We start from the raw sequence: 18,899 nt of genomic DNA on the forward strand, positions 1-18,899 counted from the left end.
GTGATCAGCAAGCTGCTCGTCGCCAACCGCGGCGAGATCGCCCGTCGGATCTTCCGCACCTGCCGCGACCTCGGCATCGCCACCGTCGCGGTGTACGCCGACGCGGACGCCGACGCCTGGCACACCGACGAGGCCGACGAGGCGGTCCGCCTCCCGGGGGCCACGCTGGCCGAGACCTACCTCGACGCGGCCGCGGTCATCGACGCCGCCAAGCGGGCCGGGGCGGACGCGGTCCACCCCGGATACGGGTTCCTCTCCGAGAACGCCGGGTTCGCCCGGGCCTGCGCCGAAGCGGGCCTGCTCTTCGTCGGCCCGCCGCCGGACGCCATCGACGCGATGGGCTCCAAGCTCACGGCCAAGCGGATGATGGCCGACGCCGGGGTGCCGGTGCTCGCGGGCGGGGACGCCACCGGGCTCTCCCCCGACGGGCTCCGCGAGCTCGGCGACCGTGTCGGATACCCCCTGCTGGTGAAGGCCAGCGCGGGCGGGGGCGGTCGCGGGATGCGGATCGTGGCGGCCGCCGGTGAGCTCGGCGAGGCCGTCGAGTCCGCCACCCGCGAGGCGGCGTCCGCGTTCGGCGACGGCACGGTGTTCCTGGAGAAGTACGTGCAGCGCCCGCGGCACGTCGAGATCCAGGTCATGGCCGACACGCACGGCACGGTCGTGTCGCTGTTCGAGCGCGAGTGCTCGGTGCAGCGGCGGCACCAGAAGGTGATCGAGGAGGCCCCGTCCCCGGTCGTCGACGAGAAGCTGCGCAGCGAGATGGGGGCGGCCGCGGTGGCGGCCGCGAAGGCCGTCGGCTATGTCGGCGCGGGCACCGTCGAGTTCGTCCTGGACGCGAACGGCGGCCCGGAGGACGGCACCTTCGCCTTCCTCGAGATGAACACCCGGCTGCAGGTGGAGCACCCGGTCACCGAGCTGGTGACCGGCCTGGACCTGGTAGCGCTGCAGCTGCACGTCGCGACGGGTGCGCCGCTGCCCGCCGCGGCGCTGGAGCCCAGGCTGAACGGGCACGCCGTCGAGGCGCGGCTGTACGCGGAGGACCCGGCCCACGGCTACCTGCCCCGCACCGGCACCCTGCGGACCGTGCGGTTCGCCGACCGCCCGGGGGTCCGCGTCGACTCGGGCGTGCGGGACGGCTCCGTCGTGAGCCACCTCTACGACCCGATGCTGGCGAAGGTGATCGCGTGGGCGCCGACTCGCGAGGAGGCCCTCGGCACCCTCGCCGCCACCCTCGCCGACGCCCGGATCCACGGGGTCACCACGAACCGCGACATGCTGGTCCGGGTGCTCCGCCACGAGGAGTTCGCGGGCCGCGGCACCGACACCGGGTTCCTCGACCGCCACGACCCGGCTGCGCTCGGCGCGCCGCTGATCGACGAGGTCGGCGAGCGGCTGCACGCGGTCGCGGCGACACTCGCCCAGGTCTCGGCGCGGCGCGCGGGGGCACGGGTCCAGCCGACCCTGCCCTCCGGCTGGCGCAACAACCCCTCTCAGCACCAGACCGCGGTCTGGACGGTGGGCGACGGCCGCGAGGTCACGGTGCGCTACCTGCTCGCGCGCGACGGCCTGGACGTCGAGGTCGACGGCATCCCGGTGTCGCCGGTGACCGTGCTCGGGCAGAGCCCCGATCGGGTCGTCCTCGAGGCGGGCGGCGTGCGACGCGGCTACGACGTCGTGCTGGACGGCGACCGCGCCTACGTCGACAGCGCGGCGGGATCGGCGGCGTTCACCGCGGTCCCCCGCTTCGTCGACCCGTCGACGCAGATGGCGCCGGGGTCGCTCACGGCTCCGATGCCCGGCTCGGTGCTGCGGCTGCCCGTGCCCGTCGGCGAGGCGGTCACGGCCGGCCAAGCGCTCGTCGTGCTCGAGGCGATGAAGATGGAGCACACCGTCACCAGCCCGGTCGACGGCGTACTGGCCGAGGTGCCGGTCACCGTCGGGGCCCAGGTGGCTACGGGCGACGTCCTCGCGGTGGTCGAGGCGACCCAGGACGAGGACGGCGCGGAACAGCCGTGAGCGACATGCGTGCCGCCGCCCGGCGGTGCGCCCGACCGTGGTAGGGAGCGAGATGCAGCTGCACGAGACCGAGGAGCGCCAAGACCTCCGCAAGGCAGTGTCCGAGATCGCCAAGGACTTCGGGCACGACTACTACGTCACCAAGTCCCTCGCCGGGGAGAAGAGCACCGAGCTCTGGCAGACCGTCGGCAAGCAGGGGTTCCTCGGCGTGAACATCGCCGAGGAGTACGGCGGGGGCGGCGGTGGCATCTACGACATGCAGATCGTCGGCGAGGAGCTGGCCGCGGCCGGCTGCCCGTTACTGATGACCGTCGTCTCGCCCACCATCTGCGGGACGATCATCCAGGCGTTCGGCAGCGACGAGCTCAAGCAGCGGTGGCTGCCGGGCATCGCGAGCGGCGAGGTCATCATGTCGTTCGCCATCACCGAGCCGGACGCGGGATCGAACTCGCACGAGATCTCCACGACCGCCAGGCGGGTCGGGGACGAGTGGGTGCTCAACGGCACCAAGTACTACATCTCGGGGGTCGACGAGGCCGCGGCCATCCTGGTCGTGGTGCGCACCGCTACCGACGACCACGGTCGCGGCCGGCTCAGCCTGGTCGTCGTGCCGACGGACGCGCCCGGGCTGACCAAGACCGTCATCCCGGTGCAGGCGGTCACCCCGGAGAAGCAGTTCACCCTGTTCTTCGACGACGTGAAGGTGCCCGCCGGCAACCTCATCGGCGCCGAGAACGACGGGCTGCGGCAGGTGTTCATGGGTCTCAACCCCGAGCGGATCATGGGTGCCGCGCTCGGCAACGGGATCGGCCGCTACGCGCTGGACAAGGCCTCGGCCTACGCCCGCGAGCGCAAGGTCTGGGACGTGCCGATCGGCTCGCACCAGGGCGTGTCGCACCCGCTCGCGCACGCCAAGATCCAGGTCGAGCTCGCGCGGCTGATGACCCAGCGGGCGGCGCTGCTGCACGACGCGGGCGACCCCGCCTCGGGCGAGGCCTCGAACATGGCCAAGTACGCCGCGGCCGAGGCCGGCATCCTCGCTCTGGACCAGGCGATCCAGACCCACGGCGGCAACGGCATGGCCACCGAGTACGGGCTGGCCACGCTGTGGGGGCCGGCGCGGCTCATGCGGACCGCGCCGATCAGCCGAGAAATGATCCTCAACTTCGTGGCGCAGCACAGCCTGAAGCTGCCACGATCGTACTGAGCACGTTTGTCCGCCCGTGTCCGTTATCCGACGGGCACGAGCGGCGCCGCGTGCTCCGCCCGGTCCGTGGATGGGGACCGGGCGCCCCCTCAATGACGAGTCGCCCCGCGGGGCACCTTGCGGGCACCAAGGAGCACACATGGACCGTGGTATCGGACAGTGGGTGAGCAAGCGGGCGTTCCTCAATGGCACCCGCACCGCCTTCGTCGTGGGTGACCGGGAGATCTCCTACGCCGAGCTGCACCGCAGAACCGACCAGGTGGCGTCGGCCCTGTCCGGGCTCGGCGTGCGCAAGGGCGACCGGGTGGCGATCCTGCTGGTGAACTCGATCGAGTTCATCGAGGTGCTGCTCGGCTGCGCGAAGATCGGTGCCATCACCGTGCCGCTGAACGTCCGGCTGGCCGGGCCGGAGATCGGCTACATCCTCGCCGACTCCGGTGCGGACGTGTTCGTCTTCCACGAGCCGCTCGCCGCCTCCGCCACGGCGGCGCTGGGCGAGCCGGGCGTGCGGGCGCGGCACGCCGTGCGGGCCTGGGGACCTCCCGCCGACGGCGAGCTCGCCTACGAGGAGGTCGTGGCCGCCGCGCCCGCCGAGGCCCCCGGCGGAGACGTCGACGGCCGCGACCCGGCCTTCATCATGTACACCTCGGGCACCACCGGCCGCCCGAAGGGCGCCGTGCTCACCCACGACAACCTGCTGTGGAACGCCATCAACATGCTGGGCACCGACCAGGGCCTGCGGGGCAGCGACGTCACGGTCGCGGTGGCGCCGATGTTCCACATCGGCGGCCTCGGGGTGCACACCCTGCCGCTGCTCTACGTCGGCGGCACGAGCGTGATCCTGCCGTCGTTCGACCCGGTCGGCACCCTCAAAGTGATGGCCGACAACAAGGTCACGGTGCAGTTCATGGTGCCGGCAATGTGGTCGGCGCTGACCCAGGTCCCGGACTTCGACTCCTACGACCTTTCGCACCTGCAGTTCGGCATGGGTGGCGGGTCGCCGGTCCCGCTCACGGTCATCGACTTCATGGCCGCCCGCGGGGTCCCGTTCACCGAGGGCTTCGGCATGACCGAGACCGCACCGCTGGTCTCCGTGCTCGACGCCGAGAACATCTCCACCCGCGCCGGCTCCATCGGGCGGGTCGCGATGCACGTCGAAGGCCGCATCGTCGACGCCGACGACCGCGACCTGCCCGCCGGCACCGTGGGTGAGCTGATCGTGCGCGGGCCGAACGTCTTCGGCGGCTACTGGATGAAGCCGGAGGCCACCGCCGAGGCGTTTCGCGGGGGCTGGTTCCACACCGGGGACCTCGGCAGGATGGACGAGCAGGGCTACATCACGCTCGTCGACCGCAAGAAGGACATGATCATCTCGGGCGGTGAGAACGTCTACCCGATCGAGGTCGAGCAGGTCCTGTTCCGGCACGCGGGGGTCCTCGACGCGGCCGTCGTCGGCGGGCCCGACGAGAAGTGGGGCGAGCGGGTGGTCGCCGTCGTGGTGCCCGACCCCGGCGCGGGCGAGCCGCCCTCGGCCGACGAGCTGATCGCCTGGTGCCGGGAGCGCCTGGCCCACTTCAAGTGCCCGCGCGAGGTGCACATTGTGGCGGAACTGCCCCGCAACGCCACCGGCAAGCTGCTCAAGACCGAGCTGCGCAAGCGCTTCACCGGCGTCGAGGGCGGCGTCGTCCAACGGTGAACCCCGCACGTGGCTGAAGGCCGGTGGGGTCGGCGCCTTGGCGCCGACCCCACCGGCCTTCTAGGGTGATCCTCATACTGATTGTTCGGTACCGGCACTGACGCATAGGACGGGAGTCCCAGGTGCACTACGGACTCGATGAGGACCAGGAGCTGTTCCGCCGGGAGGTGGCGGCCTTCGCGGCGAAGGAGCTCGCGCCGCACTACCAAAGCGACGACCGGGCGGCCAGGATGCGACCCGAGCTGCCCCGCCAGCTGGCCGGTGTCGGCCTGACCGGGCTCCGCATCCCCGAGCGTTTCGGCGGCCAGGCGGCCGACGCGGTCACCACCGGACTCGCCGCCGAGGAGGTCTCGAAGGCCGACGTCAACGCGTGCTACCTGCTCCTGGTCGCCGCGCTCAACTCCGACATCCTGGTCGGCAACGCCTCGGAGGAGCAGCTGGCCCGCTGGCTGCCGTCGATCGCAGACGGCTCCACGGTGAGCGCGCTGGTGCTCACCGAGCCGGGACACGGGTCGGACGCGGCGAACCTCGCGCTGCGGGCGGTTCCCGACGGGGCCGGCTGGCGCCTCGTCGGCGAGAAGACGTCGATCTCGACGGGCATGGTCGCCGACACCGGGGTCGTCTTCGCCCGGACCGGCGGGCCGGGGGCGCGGGGGGTCAGCGCCTTCTACGTCGACCTGCACGACGGGCGGGTCGCCCGCACCCCGCTGGACGACCACGGCGGACGGGCCATCGGGCGGGCCTCCCTGCACTTCGACGGGGTGCCGGTCAGCCGGGACGAGCTGGTGGGCGCCGAGGGCGCGGGTTTCGTCTCGGTGATGCAGGGGTTCGACTACTCCCGCGCGGTGATCGGCCTGATGTGCGTCGGGGTGGCCGAAGCGGCGCTGGAGGACGCGCTGGAGTACGCGCGGACCCGCGAGGCGTTCGGCCGGCCCATCGGGACCCACCAGGGCGTGGCGTTCCCGCTGGTGGAGCAGGCGACCAGGCTCGCCGCCGCACGGCACCTCTGCTACGAGGCCCTGTGGCGCAAGGACCAGGGCCTCGAGCACTCCGTCGCGGCGAACATGGCGAAGTGGTTCGCGCCCAAGACCGCGGGCGAGGTGGTCCACCAGGCGCTGCTCACGTTCGGCCACGCGGGGTGGGGCACGGACAGCCCGCTCGGTCAGCGGCTGCGGGACGTGATGGCGTTCGAGATCGCCGACGGGACCGCCCAGGTCGCCAAGCTGGTCGTCGCCCGCCATCTCCTCGGCCGTGGCTTCGCGCCCTGAACCGGATGGTCCGAGGGCGGAGCGACGCCTTCCACCGGCGACGAGGTGCACCGACTCGAACCCGGTTCCGTGCTGGTGTGTGAGTCCGTCACCCCCAGCTGGACGCCGACGTTCGCGGTCATCTCCGCGGCCGTCTGCGACAGTGGCGGGACGCTGAGCCATGCCGCGATCGTGGGCCGGGAGTACGGGATCCCGACCGTCACCGCGGTCGGGACCGCCACCACGGCCATCGCCGACGGCGACCTCGTCGAGGTCGACGGCACCACGGGCACGGTGACCGTGCTCGGACGGACCGGTGACCCCGTGCACGGGCACCGCACCGGGCCCCGCACCGCCCGGCGGGCTCCGGCCCGCGCCCGACCGCGCGAGACGGGCGGCGCGATCGCCGTGGCGGGACGCGACATCGTGTGGCTCGACGACGCGGAGACCCCGGCCCCGCTCGTCGGCACGAAGATGGCGCGGCTGTCCGACCTGCTGCGGGCCGGGGTGGCGCCGGTGCCCGACGGCTTCACCGTGACCACCGCGGCGTTCGCCACGCACCTGGCCCGGTCCGGGCTCGGCGCCGCGCTCCGCGACGTGTTCGCCAGGGTCGGTACCGAGCCGGCGGCCGCGGCTGCCGCGGCCCGCGACCTCGTGCTGCGGACCCCGGTCGCGGAGTCGCAGGCCGCGGCGGTGCGAGCCGCCTACGCCGCGCTCTCCCAGCGCGGCGAACGCCGCGAGCTGCCCGTCGCGGTGCGCTCCTCGGCACCCGCCGAGGACGGCTCCGACGCGAGCTTCGCCGGGATGCACGAGACACTCCTCGGTGTCACCGGAGCCCAGGATGTCCTCGACGCGGTCCGGGCGAGCTGGGCGTCGCTGTTCACCGAACGCGCGGTCGCGTACCGCCGCTCGATCGCCGGCGGGCCGCTCGACCCGGCAGGGTGGGCGACCGCCGTCGGCGTCCAGCGCCTGCTCGACGCGCGGTCGTCGGGGGTGGCGTTCTCCGCACACCCCGAACTCGCCCGCGGGCGAGTCCTCGACACCGAGGAACTCGGCGCCGTCGGCGCCCTGGCCGCCGCCGTCGCTCACCACCTCGACGCCCCGGCCGACGTCGAGTGGGTGGTCGAGCAGGGTCGTGGACCCGGCGGACCGGTGCACGTCGTGCAAGCCCGACCCATGACGGCGACCGGACCACCGCCACGCCACGACCCGGCCGGCTGGGCGAGCGGGAACCGCTGACCCACGGGAGCCCGCGGGTCGGCGGGACCCGCGGGCTACGGGACCCGCGGGGCTACGGGACGGTGTTCTGTGCCCGACGTGCGGCCAGGGTCTCACCCCCGACGAACCAGTGCTCGGGCTCGCACTCGCTGAGCACGACGCGCACCGACGCCCGGGGAGCCCCGACCGCCTCCTCGACGGCGGCGGTGAGCAGCTCACCGAGCGCACGCAGCTGCTCGGGCGTGCGCCCACGCGCCAACGTGACCTGGACCAACGGCATGACGGATCCCTCCTACCGGCAGGCGAGCTCGACCGAGCCGAGCCGGTCGATCGAGGCGACGACGACATCCCCGGGACCGACCGGGACGGCGGCGGTCAGCCCTCCGGACAGCACGACCTGACCGGCCCGCAGCGACAGGCCCTCCGCGGAGAGACAGCGGACGAGCCAGGCGACCGCCGCGGCGGGGTGCCCGAGCGAGGCCGCTCCCGACGCCGTCCCCGCGACGACGCCGTTCTTCTCCAGGACGACACCGACCAGGCGCAGGTCGATGCCCTGCGGCGAGACCGGGGCACCGACGACGAACCTCGACGCCGAGGTGTTGTCGGCGACCACGTCGGCGGTCGTGAAGCTATAGTCGCGGTACCTCCCCGCCTGCGCCTGCTTCGCCCGCGAGGTCAGCCCCAGCTTCCACCCGGCGAGCTCACCGGCGGCCGAACGAAGCGCCACCCCCGAAGGCCTCGCCGAGGCCAACGAGAAGATCCACATCTGGTGGCCCGCCGCCCTGGACATGTTCGGCCGCTCGGACTCCGACTTCTCCGACGCCTACGTCCGCTGGGGCCTGCGCACCAAGAACAACGAGGACCTGCGCCGCGAGTACATCGCCGACACCCGACCCATGCTCGAGGCCCTCGGCATCACCGTCCCCGCCGACACCGCCAACCGACGGTACCTCTGATGGGCGCGGTGAGCGCCGGCGCTCCCGGACGCACCTCCTGGCGGGTCACGATGACCCGCCCGGACGCGCGGGTGAGCCTGTTCGAGGTGGCGCTGTCGGACTACCGCGAGTTCTTCTTCGTCGCCGTCGGCGACCGCTCGGTGTCGGTCACGATGTACGACACGAGTGACGAGACCCATCCCGAGCCCCAGGTGTTCACCTTCGCCAAGCCCTACGGGTGGGACATGGACCTCGAGGCGGAGGAGGCGCTGCTACAGGTCTGGCAGGCCATCGGCGTCCAGCGCTGACCCGTAGACCCCCGGGAGCCCCGGGTCAGGGAGCGAGCGCGTCCGCGACCGCGCCCAGGGACGCGGCCGCCCGGGCCTCCAGGTCCGGCAGCGCCTGCGCGTGCCTGCGGACCTCGCCGAGCCGCGCGGCCACGGGTCCCTTCGCCTTGGCGTGGTCCGCCAGGTCGGTCCACGCACGCGCGAGCAGGGCCCACGCGTCCCTCGCCTCGGCCACTGCCGGCTCGGGCAGCAGTTCGGCGAGGTCGGCGAGGAACTCGGCCTGCAGCCTGCGAAACAGCCCGCCTCCTGTGCCCGCCTTCTCCACGAACACCCACAGTGTGAACAGCGCCCTGTCCAGACCGGCCTCGTCGAAGTCGCCCGACCACCGGTCCAGGTCGCCGACGAACCGCTCGACGCCGGCGATTCCGGTGGCCGCGCCGCCGGGCATCCCGGGCAGTGCGGAAGGCGACGCCAGCTCACGGGCGGCGTCGGCACAGGCGGACGCAGCGACCACACGCACGTCGGGGAGGCGCTCGGGGAACCGAAGCCGGTACCAGGTGTGCCGCGTCGGCGCCGGGAACCCCTGGGCCGACCGTGCCCTCGCCAGGTCGGCCCGCGACACCGTCTGCGGGTCCGCCCGGTCGTTGTCGACGACGGTCACGGTGTCGGCCCGGTCGTCGTGCCCGGTGAGCACGATGTCATGCCGGGTCATCCGCATCGAGACCCGCAGGTAGGGCAGCTCCGCCATCTCGGCCCAGCACAGGACGGGCCTGCCCTCGTCGAGCTCCGCCCGCACCCCCTCCCATCCCTCGACCGGGTCGTCGGTGGCGTGCCGCTCACAGCCGACCCCCAGTCGCGCGCTGAACTGCTCGGTCAGGGCCGACCCCCTACCGACCAGGTAGAACGGGGTCCCGAGGCCGGGGGCGCGCAGGTAGCTGAACCCGATGACCCCGCCGACCCCGAAGGCGAAGCCCTCGCCGAGCGGAGCCTGTCCGTAGGTCAGACCCGCCCACTCGAGCAGGTCGCGCAACGCACCGGACCCGCAGTGTCCCGCCATCCGGTGCGGGTACCCGGACACCAGTGCCGCGCTCACCGCTGAGCCTCGGCCACCGCGGCCACCTCGGCCACCTCGGCCACCGGGTCCAACGGATCCGCACGCCGCGCGTCGAACCGGGAGAACGGGTCCTCCGCGGCATCGGGCCGGAACCTCGCGAAGTGCGCGAGGTCGACCTCGACGAAGACCGCGTCGGCGGTGAAGCGGGCCGTGCCGTCGGCGGCCTCGCCGACGGCCGACATCACGACCCGGCGCCCTGCCCGCTCGACGATGCGCCCGCGCAGCCGGTGCGGCTCACCGACCGGCACCGGCGCCAGGTAGTCGACGGTCAGGCTGCGGGTGACGGCCGGCTTGCCGAGGACGTAGAGCAGGAAGGCCATCAGGTCGTCACACGCCGACGCCACCACCCCGCCGTGGACCACTCCGTGCGCCCCGGCGAGCCGCTCCGGGAACACCACGTCGGCGACCACCTCGTCGCCGACCCGGAACACCTCGAGCCCGATGCCCCCGGGGTTGGCGGGCCCGCAGCCGAAGCATGCCGGCCCGTGCGGGTCCAGCCGGACCGCTTCGGCGGGCAGCGGCGTGGGTGCTGTCGTCACGGATGCTCCTGTCGGGGACGGAAGACCTTCTTGACACGATGAACTGCGGTGTCAAGATTACGCGGTGGCCGACCGCGGGAGAAGGTTCTCGGGCGCGGCTCGGGGTCGTCTGCGTCACGCCGCCCTCGACGCCGCGGAACGCCTCGGCGGCCGCGACGGCTGGTCGAGCCTGCGGATGGCCGACGTCGCGGCCGAGGTCGGCATCAGCAGGCAAACCCTGTACGCGGAGTTCGGATCGCGACCCGAACTCCTACGCCAGGTCGTGGCGGCGCGGTCCGGGCATCTGCTCGACGCGCTCTCCCGGCTGCTCGCGCGGCCCGACGCCATCGACCCGGTGCGCGGAGCGGCCGCATTCCTGATCTCTTCGGGACGGGCGGACCCCCTGGTCCGACACCTCGTCGCGGGCGACGGGCCCGACCTGGGCGACTCGCTGCGGGCCGGCGCAGCCTCACTGGTCGACGTCGCCACACGGGTGCTGGTCGCGCACGTGGTCGGACGCCGCCCCGAGGTCGACGCAGCGCCCCTGCAGATCGCCGCGGAAGCCTTCGCCCGCCTCGTCGTGAGCCACGTCATGGCACCCGACCGCGACATCGACGCCGCCGCGGACGCGATCAGTGCGGTGCTGAGCCCGTATCTGCGCACCCTGCTCGCATCAGCGGAGCCGGAGTGACGACGCGAGCAGGGCCCACGATCAGCCGCACCATGGTGCGGGCCGTCTCGACCGGGTCGTCCCGGCCGGGCACGAACCACTTGTACAACCAACTCGTCATGCCCAGCACGGCATGCGCGGCGTAACGGGTGTCCACCGCCGGAAGTACGTCCGCGTCGACCGCCGCGCCGACGACAGCGCCGATCCGGCCGACATAGGTCCGCTCCTTCGCCCGGATCTCACTGTCGAACGGCCCGTCCAGGCGCGGACGCTGGTCGAAGAAGACCGCGAACAGGCTGGGATCCTCGGCGATCAGCCGCACCTGGTGCTCGACCAGGGCCACGAGACGTTCCCGCGGGTCCACGATCCCACCCAACTCGTCCAACCGCGCGAGCGCGAGAGTGATCGCCCGGTCGAAGACGAGGTACAGCAGATGAGACTTGCTCCGCACATAATGGTAGAGGCTCGCCTTGCGCAAGCCCATCGCAGCAGCCACATCGTCGAGCGAGCCGGCGTCGTAGCCCTTCTCATGGAACACCACCGCCGCCGTCTCCACGATCTCCCCCAACCGGCGGACGTGATCGGGAGACGGCTCGGTCAGGCGCGGCCGCCCGGGTCGGCGCCGCACACTGGGATCACCACCACCAGAGTTCGGCGTGGACATCCACCACCCCCTCCGCGAGAATTATACTCCGCCAGGGCGCCCGACCCGCGCGGCCGCTCAACCCACCCAGCCCTCCTCCACCAAGGACCCGACGCCCGCCGCACCGAGAACCCCGGCCGCGGACAACTCCAGCAACTCGACCAGGCGCCCGCCGAGTCGAGTAGCAGGGTCGATGTCCTGTGGACCTCCCGGACGTCAATCGAACACGACCACGCCGCGGATGTTCTTGCCGGCGTGCATATCCTCGTATCCCTCCGCCACCTGGTCGATGCGGTAGCGGGCGGTGATCAACTCGTCGAGCTTGAGCCTGCCTGAGCGGTAGAGCGAGAGCTGGCGCGGAATGTCCGCTGTCGGCGAGGTCGACCCGAACACCGCCCCCTGGATCCGCTTCTGGTACATGACCAGCTCGGTGATCGGCACCGGGAGCCCCACCTCCCGGCCGTCCCCGGCGCCGGTGACCACTACGGTGCCGGCTTTGCGGATGGAGCTGAAGGCCTGCGCGATGTGCTCGCCCGTGGTCACCCCGACGGTGACGATGGCCGAGTCGGCGCCCTGCCCGTTGGTGAAGCTGCGAGCCAGATCGTTGGCCTCTTCGATGGACGTCAGGGCGTGTGTCGCGCCCAGCCGCTCGGCCGTCTCGCGCTTGAGCGCCACCGGGTCGACCGCGATGACGTTCTCCGCACCGGCGTGTGCCGCGCCCTGGACCGCGTTGATGCCGACACCGCCGACGCCCATGACGATGACGGTGTCGCCGACCTCGATCCCGGCGGAATTGACCGCGGAGCCCCATCCGGTGCTGACCCCGCAGCCGACCAGGCATGCGACGTCCAGCGGGATGTCCTGGTCGATCCGGATACACGCCCGAGCATCCACAGTCGTGTACTCGGAGAACGTTGCCAGGCCGCCGAACTGGGCGACCGGCTCACCGTCGAGGTGCATCCGATAGGTCGGCGGCTCGTCACCCCGGGATCCGACCAGCATGAACTTCCCCATGTCGCACAGGCTCTGCATCCCGCGGGCGCAGAAAGAGCAGTGCCCGCAGGAGATCATGCAGCTGAACACGACATGGTCGCCGACGGTCAGGCCGTGCACCTCCGTGCCGATCTGCTCGACCACCCCGGCGCCCTCATGACCGCCGACGGCTGGGTACAGCCGCATCTTCATGTGTCCGGTCTGCAAGTGGTCGTCGGAGTGGCACAGGCCGGTAGCGGCCATCCGGACCAGCACCTCACCCGGACCGGGCTCGTCCAGATCCAGCTCCGCGGTCTCAAACCTCCCCGGGCTGCCCCGCAGGATCGCCGCGCGCGTCTTCACACGAGCCCCTTCCCGTTCTTGGCCTGCACGCTAGTCCCGGCCCGTCGACACGGTCAACCAGACCGGCCGAGCACAACCTGCGCGCCGTCTGCCGGCCGCGGAAGCACGGCGGCTCACGTCGAGAAGGGCGGGGCTCATCGCCCCTGGAACTGTGCGGGCCGCCGCTCGCCGTACGCGGCGACGCCCTCGCGGAAGTCCTCGGTCTGTCGCAGCCGGGCCTGCTCACGAGCCTCGACGGCGGTGGCGGCCCGCACCCGGTCGGCCAGCCCCCGGCGCAGGGTGGCGCGCACCGCTACTACCGCAAGCGGTGCGGCGGCGGCGATCCGGGCCGCGAACGCGGTTGCCGCCGACCGGATCTCCGCGTCGGCCACCAGTTCGTCGGCCAGCCCGATCTCGTGCGCCCGGGGCCCGGGCAGCCGCTCACCGGTGTACATGAGCTCGGCGGCACGCTGCTGGCCCACCAGCGGCGGCAGGGTGGCGGTGATGCCGAAGCCGGGGTGGAACCCGAGCTGGGTGAAGTTCGCCGCGAAGCGCGTGCCGGGACCGGCCACCCGGAAATCGGCGGACAGGGCCAGCCCGAGTCCACCACCGATCGCTCCGCCCTGCACCGCGGCCACCACCGGGGTGGCCGCCTCGAAGATCCGGACCGCCTCCCCGTACAGGTCCGCCGCGGAGGCCAGCTGGCTCAACCCGTCGCCTCCGAAGTCGGCGCCCGCGCAGAAGTGCTTCCCGGCAGCGGCCAGCACGATCGCCCGCACGTCGGGGTCGGCGTCGAGCCGGTCGTAGGTGTCGGCCAGCGACGAGATCAACTCCAGGCTCAGGAAGTTGGACGGAGGGCGGTTCAGCTCCACCACCGCCACATGCCCGCTGATCTCGACCGTCAGGTGGTCCGCAGACGTACTCGTCATCGCCGCTGTTCTCCCATCCGCTGTGGTCGCGTCGCCGGGTGACCCGCCGCTCCGTGGCCCGGCCGGCCACGGTCTGCGGCCGCATCGCCCACCGGACCGGCCGCCGCACGTCCCTGCACGGGACGCCCGTCACACCCTCCGCAACTCGCGCAATGATGACACTCCGACTCAGCGGGTCGACGGCCCGAGCGGAGTTCGGCCCGCACGGTCCGCCCGACGCGGCGCTCGCACGGCTGAAGAACTTCTTCGACGCGGGTGCCGACGCGGTCGTCGTCGGCCCCGCCACGGCCGACGACGCCCGGCGCAGCGACATGCTGGAGCTGCCGGGCGGGCCGGTCGTGTCGGGGTTGTCGGGCCGGCTGCGCCGACCAGCCCGGCGGGCGCGCCGCCCGGCCGGTCGGCGGGCTCCTCAGTCCCGCCGCGCGCCGACCAGCACGTAGACCACCGTCGCCGGCTCGCTGCTGCGGTTGCGCCACGCGTGCCTGGTTCCGCGTTGCACGACCACCGTGCCCGGGGTGATCCGCTCCTCGGCGCCGTCGTCGAGCTCGAGCCACACCTCGCCGCGGACGCAGATCCCGTAGTCGACGGTGTCGGTGGTGTGCATCCCGGGGGCATCGGGCTCGAAGGCCGACGCCAGTCCCGGCTGCAGCCGCTCCATCTCCTCGGCGGCCGCGGCCGCCTCCCCCGGGCTGGGCTCGTCACCGCCGCCTGCCGCCTCCGGCGCGAAGTGCACAGCGACCAGGCGGGTGCCGTGGCCGCTGCTGGGCGGGAAGAACGGGAAGAACTCGGGACGCTCCGCCGGGTCGGAGTCGACCTGCGCGCCACCGTCGCCCGTGCCCCACAGGTTCATCACGCCGAGACCGCCGAGGTCGACGACCTCGGCTGGGCCGGACGAGGTGAACACCGACTTGTTCTTCGCGTCCCGCCCGGTGACCACTCGCCGGATCTCGATCGCCATTGACGTGACCCCTCAGTCGGGGCGGCCGGAGTCCAGCTGTCCGCCGTCCGCCCGTTCGGCCCGCCCGTCGCGGGTCGGGGCCGGTCGGCCCCGGCCAACCTAACATGCGAAGCGGCTCGCGAGCACCGCGCGGATCGACGGCGCCCGGGCGGATGCGCTTCACGCGGACCAGGCCGGAGCCACCACGTCCCGGCGGCCTGCCCGGGCCGTCGTCCCCGCCGGTCAGCCGCCGGGGGAGATGCGCTTCTCCCGGGCGACCGCCACGGCCGGCCTGCCCTCCTCGGCTCCGGTCAGATCGCTGATCTCGGCCCAGCGGGCGTGCAGCTCCTCGTCGGAGGGGAAGGTCTCGAAGTCGACGCCGGCCGTCTCGAGCATGCGCACCCGGCTGAAGTGCGGGCCGTTCACCCGCACGGTCTCACCGTTGAGCTCGCACTCCTCGGTGCACAGCCACCCCACCGCACTGGCGACCCAGCGCGGGTCGAGGTCCGTGCCGGACTCCAGCAGGCCGTTGGTCATCCGGGTCATCGCCACCGGCGCGATCGCGTTGCACCGGATCCCGTAGCGAGCCCCCTCCAGGGCCAGAGTGTTGATCATTCCGACCACCCCCAGCTTCGCCGCGGCGTAGTTCGTCTGACCGAAGTTGCCGTACAGCCCGGCACCGGAGGTGGTCACCACGAGCCGCCCGTAGTGCTGCTCGCGAAAACGCGGCCACGCCGCGTGGGTGACGTAGGCGGTACCGTCCAGGTGCACCCGGCGGACCGCGTTCCACTGCTCGGTGGTCATCTTGTGGAACGTGGCGTCACGCAGGATGCCCGCGTTGTTGACCACGATCTCGATCCGCCCGAAAGCGTCCAGTGCGGTCTGGACGACCGCGCGGGCGCCCTCCTCGGTGGAGATGTCGTGATGGTCGGCCACCGCCGCCCCGCCCGCCGCCTGAATCTCCCCGACCACGGACTCGGCCGGGGTGGCGTCGACCTCACCGGTCCCGTCCGCGGCCACACCCGGGTCGTTGACCACCACCAGGGCACCGGCCCTGGCCAGCCTCAGCGCGTGCTCCCGACCGACCCCGCGCCCCGCTCCCGTGACGATCGCCGCCCGTCCGTCCACTCCCGGCATGTGCCCTACCCCTCCTCCGGCGGTGAGCCGCCTGTCGTCCGTCGTCGTCCAGCCGAGCGCAGCCGCATACCGCGTCGCACGCGGCGCGCTGAACCCTTCTACACGGCGCCGGCGCAGTCGGCCGGCACCGAGTCGGTGTCACAGCCGGCGTGCGGGAGAAGCGGGGCGGGCGCCGCCACAGTGACGCCGTCCAACTCGACCACGGCCACGAAGGCGCCAACGGCGCACCGGGAGGTGTCGCAGATCCGGGCGCCACCCCCGACAGTGGTGTCGACGCGTGCCGGTAGGTCCACCTACCCTGGACGCACAGCGACCAGCAGCATCGACCCGCCGCCGACATCGCCGACCAGGGTCAGCGGCGCCATCGGCTTCTCCGGCTGCCCAAGCGCACCGGTCAGCGAGATGTGGGTGACGTCGTGACCCGCCCGCGCCACCATCGAGCCGTCCTGGCCCGATCCGGTCATCCGGCCGCAGACCAGCCGCGGGTTCCGCGCCCGGCAGTCGTCCGGGCCCACCCACAGCCGCTCTGTGACCCCCGGGCGCGGTCCCTCGAGCAGCATGTCGGCCTTCTCGACCAGCCGCGGCGCACCCGGTGGTTGAGCGAAGGATTCGTCCACCGCAGCACGTTCCGCGGGCGGGCGGCGAGCTCGCAGGCGACCTCCAGGGCCGCCGGGACGACCTCGTCGCGGGGTCCGGGGGGGTAGCGGGGCCGACAACCGTGTGAAGTCGTCGGCCTGGCCCAGCACCATGTCGAGGTCGCCCCGGCGGCGAACGCCTTGCCGGCTCCCGTGACCACCGTGACCCGGCAGGCCTGGTCCTGGTCCAGCCCACCGGCACGACGGGAGCAGTGATGGCGGATCCGTTCGAGACCGTGGAGCGGCAGGACCTACGCAAGGCGGTCGGAGCGATCGCTCGCGACTTCGGGCACGGGTACTTCCTGCAGAAGCCGCGGTCCGACCGGAAGTCGACGGAGCTGTGGCAGGCGGCAGCGTTGTCGAGCGCTTCGGCAGCGACGAACTCGAGCAGCGCCGGCTGCCGGGCATCGCCAGCGGCGAGACGGTCATGGCCTTCGCCATCACCGAGCCCAACGCGGGCTCGGACTCGCACAACATCTCGGTCAACGCCAAGAAGGTCGGCGGCTAGTGGGTGCCCAACGGCACCAAGTGGTACGTCTCCGGGGTCGACGAGGCGGAGGCCATCCTCGTGGTCACCCGCACCTCCACCGACGACCGGGGACGCGGCCGGCCCAGCCTGATCGTCGTGCCGACCGATGCACCGGGGCTGGAGCGCACCGTCGTCCCCGTCGAGGCCACCACGCCGGAGAAGCAGTTCACGCTGTTCTTCGATGGCGTGCGGGTCCCGGCGAAGAAGCTGATCGGTGTGGAGAACGACGGTCTGCGCCAGGTCTTCCACGGGCTCAACCCCGAGCGGATCCTGGGAGCCGCGCTGGGCAACGGCATCGGTCGCTAACATGGCCAGGTATGCGGCCGCCGAGGCCGGCATCCTGGCACTCGACCAGGCCGTCCAGACCCACGGCGGCAACGGCATGGCCACCGAGTACGGCCTGGCCACCGCGTGGGGACCGGCCCTGCTGATGCGCACCGCGCCGATCAGCCGCGAGATGGTCCTCAGCTTCGTGGCCCAGCACAGCCTGCAGTGCCGCGCAGCCACTGAGGCGGGGCGACCCGCCCAGACGGGAGCGAGGTCACGCGCAACGTCGAGATCATGGGCACCGGCATCACGAGGGTCGGTACCCTTGACGTCCTTCTCGATCGGCGAGGGGGCGACGCGGGCGTGCGTGGTGACGATCCTCGGGTCTCCCTTCGTCCGGCGTAGCGGCCGCCGCGACACGGCGGTGTCACCGGCGGCGGTCTCGCCTCACTTCGGGTGCAGGCCCATCGTCTGGGCGATGTGCTGGCGTTGCATCTGCGAGGTGCCCGCCGTCACGGTCGTGATCCGGGCGTCGCGGAAGTGGCGCTGCATCGGGAACTCCATCATGTAGGAGTAGCCACCGAGGACCTGCATGCCCTTGTTCGCCACGTCCACGAAGGTCTCGGAGCCGAAGAGCTTGGCCATGGCCACGGCCTGGCGGGCCGGCTTGCCCCGCGCCACCAGGTCGGCCGCCCGATAGGTCAGCAGACGCGCGGCGTCGACGGCAGTCTGCATGTCGGCGAGCATGTGGGCGATTGCCTGGAAGTCGCCGATGGGCCGGCCGAACTGCCTACGCTCCTTCGCGTAAGCCAGCGCCTGGTCGACCACCGTCTGGGCGTTGCCCACATAGGCCGCGCACGTCATGGTGCGCTCCAGCTCCAGACCGGACATCAGCACGTGCCAGCCGCCGTGCAACTCGCCGATCAGGTTCTCCGCCGGGACGCGCAGGTCGTCGAAGTAGAGCTCGTTGGTGCCCATGGAGTGGCGGCCCAGGGTGTCGAGCCGGACGATCCGCAGTCCCGCGCTGTCGTTGGGCACCATGAAGCACGATATCGACTTGCGGTCCTCCCGCTTGGTGCGCGCGAACAGCAGGATGGTGTTGTCGGGGAGCCCCGCGCCGGTGGAGAACACCTTCTGCCCGTTGACCACGTACTCGTCACCGTCGCGCTCGGCGTAGGTGCGCATGGCCGCGGCGTCCGAGCCCGCTTCCGGCTCGGTGATGGAGATCGAGAGCCGGCGGCGGCCGCGGACGATGTCGGGGACGACGGCCTGGATCTGCTCCTCGGTGCCGTGGCGGACCAGCAGCAGACCGAGCAGGATGCTCATCCCGTAGGCGCCGGCCAGGTCGTATCCCTTCCGGCCGATCTCCTCGGCGGTGACGATGAACTCCAGCACCCCGCCGTCGAGTCCGCCGTACCGGCTCGGGAACGGCATGGCCAGCAGGTCCATGTCCACCCACCGCTGGTAGAGCTCGTGGGGGAACAGGTGGTCCCGGTCGAGCTTGCTCAGGTACTCCTCGGGAGCCTCACGGTCCATCATCTCCCGCACGGTGGCGCGCAGCTCGTCCTGCTCGGCGGTGAGCTCGAAGTCCATCTCC

At 72.4% G+C, this 18,899-nt stretch carries 22 protein-coding genes and 1 pseudogene; 12 read left to right on the forward strand and 11 right to left on the reverse strand.

Annotated elements, in window-relative coordinates:
• From L3X23_RS18445 to L3X23_RS18465, 5 genes are all read left to right on the forward strand, one after another.
• Positions 1 to 2,019, forward strand: a complete 2,019-nt coding sequence (locus tag L3X23_RS18445; RefSeq protein WP_308116985.1) for a biotin carboxylase N-terminal domain-containing protein — start codon at positions 1 to 3, stop codon at positions 2,017 to 2,019.
• 52 nt (positions 2,020 to 2,071) lie between these two features.
• Positions 2,072 to 3,226 carry an acyl-CoA dehydrogenase family protein gene (locus tag L3X23_RS18450; protein ID WP_237193369.1) on the forward strand — a complete coding sequence of 385 codons (1,155 nt, stop codon included), beginning with the start codon at positions 2,072 to 2,074 and terminating at the stop codon, positions 3,224 to 3,226.
• A 139-nt stretch (positions 3,227 to 3,365) separates the two neighbouring features.
• Positions 3,366 to 4,922, forward strand: coding sequence for a long-chain fatty acid--CoA ligase (locus tag L3X23_RS18455; RefSeq protein ID WP_237193370.1), 1,557 nt, complete (start codon positions 3,366 to 3,368; stop codon positions 4,920 to 4,922).
• Positions 4,923 to 5,044: 122 nt separating this feature from the next.
• Positions 5,045 to 6,190: an acyl-CoA dehydrogenase family protein gene (locus L3X23_RS18460; RefSeq protein ID WP_237193371.1), complete on the forward strand. Its 1,146-nt coding sequence runs from the start codon at positions 5,045 to 5,047 to the stop codon at positions 6,188 to 6,190.
• A 69-nt stretch (positions 6,191 to 6,259) separates the two neighbouring features.
• On the forward strand, positions 6,260 to 7,408 hold the full coding sequence (locus L3X23_RS18465; protein WP_374204996.1) for a PEP/pyruvate-binding domain-containing protein: 1,149 nt from the start codon (positions 6,260 to 6,262) through the stop codon (positions 7,406 to 7,408).
• 52 nt (positions 7,409 to 7,460) lie between these two features.
• On the opposite strand, the gene L3X23_RS18470 is transcribed toward L3X23_RS18465, so the two are convergent.
• Entirely contained in the window at positions 7,461 to 7,667 is a 207-nt protein-coding gene (locus L3X23_RS18470) for a 2-hydroxymuconate tautomerase (protein WP_237193373.1), read from the reverse strand.
• A 12-nt stretch (positions 7,668 to 7,679) separates the two neighbouring features.
• Positions 7,680 to 8,114, reverse strand: coding sequence for a 2-keto-4-pentenoate hydratase (locus L3X23_RS18475; RefSeq protein WP_237193374.1), 435 nt, complete (start codon positions 8,112 to 8,114; stop codon positions 7,680 to 7,682).
• A gap of 55 nt (positions 8,115 to 8,169) precedes the next feature.
• On the opposite strand from L3X23_RS18475, the gene L3X23_RS18480 reads away from it, so the two are divergent.
• Together L3X23_RS18480 and L3X23_RS18485 are read left to right on the forward strand one after the other, a co-directional pair.
• The gene (locus L3X23_RS18480) at positions 8,170 to 8,343 is read left to right on the forward strand and encodes a hypothetical protein (protein ID WP_237198060.1); all 174 of its coding nucleotides are present in this window, start codon (positions 8,170 to 8,172) and stop codon (positions 8,341 to 8,343) included.
• Positions 8,343 to 8,630 (forward strand): hypothetical protein, encoded by a 288-nt coding sequence (locus tag L3X23_RS18485; protein WP_237193375.1) that lies wholly within the window; start codon positions 8,343 to 8,345, stop codon positions 8,628 to 8,630. Before L3X23_RS18480 ends, L3X23_RS18485 begins: the two co-directional genes overlap by 1 nt.
• A 25-nt stretch (positions 8,631 to 8,655) precedes the next feature.
• Here the strand turns inward: L3X23_RS18485 and L3X23_RS18490 are convergent, their stop codons facing one another.
• Both L3X23_RS18490 and L3X23_RS18495 read right to left on the reverse strand, forming a co-directional pair.
• Positions 8,656 to 9,702, reverse strand: a complete 1,047-nt coding sequence (locus L3X23_RS18490; protein ID WP_237193376.1) for a BtrH N-terminal domain-containing protein — start codon at positions 9,700 to 9,702, stop codon at positions 8,656 to 8,658.
• Positions 9,699 to 10,262 carry a PaaI family thioesterase gene (locus L3X23_RS18495; RefSeq protein ID WP_237193377.1) on the reverse strand — a complete coding sequence of 188 codons (564 nt, stop codon included), beginning with the start codon at positions 10,260 to 10,262 and terminating at the stop codon, positions 9,699 to 9,701. Before L3X23_RS18495 ends, L3X23_RS18490 begins: the two co-directional genes overlap by 4 nt.
• 64 nt (positions 10,263 to 10,326) lie before the next feature.
• On the opposite strand from L3X23_RS18495, the gene L3X23_RS18500 reads away from it, so the two are divergent.
• The gene (locus tag L3X23_RS18500) at positions 10,327 to 10,932 is read left to right on the forward strand and encodes a TetR/AcrR family transcriptional regulator (RefSeq protein ID WP_237193378.1); all 606 of its coding nucleotides are present in this window, start codon (positions 10,327 to 10,329) and stop codon (positions 10,930 to 10,932) included.
• Here L3X23_RS18500 and L3X23_RS18505 read toward each other — a convergent pair.
• The 3 genes from L3X23_RS18505 to L3X23_RS18515 form a co-directional block, all read right to left on the reverse strand.
• On the reverse strand, positions 10,874 to 11,467 hold the full coding sequence (locus tag L3X23_RS18505) for a TetR/AcrR family transcriptional regulator (RefSeq protein ID WP_237193379.1): 594 nt from the start codon (positions 11,465 to 11,467) through the stop codon (positions 10,874 to 10,876). The genes L3X23_RS18500 and L3X23_RS18505 overlap by 59 nt on opposite strands.
• 303 nt (positions 11,468 to 11,770) lie before the next feature.
• Positions 11,771 to 12,889, reverse strand: coding sequence for an NDMA-dependent alcohol dehydrogenase (locus L3X23_RS18510; RefSeq protein WP_237193380.1), 1,119 nt, complete (start codon positions 12,887 to 12,889; stop codon positions 11,771 to 11,773).
• A 134-nt stretch (positions 12,890 to 13,023) separates the two neighbouring features.
• Positions 13,024 to 13,797 carry an enoyl-CoA hydratase/isomerase family protein gene (locus L3X23_RS18515; RefSeq protein ID WP_237193381.1) on the reverse strand — a complete coding sequence of 258 codons (774 nt, stop codon included), beginning with the start codon at positions 13,795 to 13,797 and terminating at the stop codon, positions 13,024 to 13,026.
• Between the two features lie 152 nt (positions 13,798 to 13,949).
• On the opposite strand from L3X23_RS18515, the gene L3X23_RS18520 reads away from it, so the two are divergent.
• Positions 13,950 to 14,237, forward strand: coding sequence for a hypothetical protein (locus tag L3X23_RS18520; protein WP_237193382.1), 288 nt, complete (start codon positions 13,950 to 13,952; stop codon positions 14,235 to 14,237).
• Here the strand turns inward: L3X23_RS18520 and L3X23_RS18525 are convergent.
• The 3 genes from L3X23_RS18525 to L3X23_RS18535 all read right to left on the reverse strand — a co-directional run bounded on the left by L3X23_RS18525 (position 14,207) and on the right by L3X23_RS18535 (position 16,488).
• On the reverse strand, positions 14,207 to 14,755 hold the full coding sequence (locus tag L3X23_RS18525; RefSeq protein ID WP_237193383.1) for a cupin domain-containing protein: 549 nt from the start codon (positions 14,753 to 14,755) through the stop codon (positions 14,207 to 14,209). The genes L3X23_RS18520 and L3X23_RS18525 overlap by 31 nt on opposite strands.
• Positions 14,756 to 14,977: 222 nt before the next feature.
• On the reverse strand, positions 14,978 to 15,871 hold the full coding sequence (locus L3X23_RS18530; RefSeq protein ID WP_237193384.1) for an SDR family NAD(P)-dependent oxidoreductase: 894 nt from the start codon (positions 15,869 to 15,871) through the stop codon (positions 14,978 to 14,980).
• A 293-nt stretch (positions 15,872 to 16,164) separates the two neighbouring features.
• On the reverse strand, positions 16,165 to 16,488 hold the full coding sequence (locus tag L3X23_RS18535) for a CoA transferase (protein WP_374204867.1): 324 nt from the start codon (positions 16,486 to 16,488) through the stop codon (positions 16,165 to 16,167).
• Positions 16,489 to 16,846: 358 nt separating this feature from the next.
• On the opposite strand from L3X23_RS18535, the gene L3X23_RS36630 reads away from it, so the two are divergent.
• The 3 genes and pseudogenes from L3X23_RS36630 to L3X23_RS36640 form a co-directional block, all read left to right on the forward strand.
• Positions 16,847 to 17,014, forward strand: a complete 168-nt coding sequence (locus L3X23_RS36630) for a hypothetical protein (RefSeq protein WP_374204868.1) — start codon at positions 16,847 to 16,849, stop codon at positions 17,012 to 17,014.
• 3 nt (positions 17,015 to 17,017) lie between these two features.
• Positions 17,018 to 17,341, forward strand: a complete 324-nt coding sequence (locus L3X23_RS36635; protein ID WP_374204869.1) for a hypothetical protein — start codon at positions 17,018 to 17,020, stop codon at positions 17,339 to 17,341.
• A 1-nt stretch (position 17,342) separates the two neighbouring features.
• Positions 17,343 to 17,456: pseudogene (locus L3X23_RS36640) on the forward strand (acyl-CoA dehydrogenase family protein); the annotation flags it as partial.
• 293 nt (positions 17,457 to 17,749) lie between these two features.
• On the opposite strand, the gene L3X23_RS18545 reads toward L3X23_RS36640, so the two are convergent.
• Positions 17,750 to 18,895 (reverse strand): acyl-CoA dehydrogenase family protein, encoded by a 1,146-nt coding sequence (locus L3X23_RS18545; protein WP_237193385.1) that lies wholly within the window; start codon positions 18,893 to 18,895, stop codon positions 17,750 to 17,752.
• Positions 18,896 to 18,899: the final 4 nt, after the last annotated feature.

This window comes from Pseudonocardia sp. WMMC193, assembly GCF_021728735.1.
Taxonomy (GTDB): Bacteria; Actinomycetota; Actinomycetes; order Mycobacteriales; family Pseudonocardiaceae; genus Pseudonocardia; species Pseudonocardia oroxyli.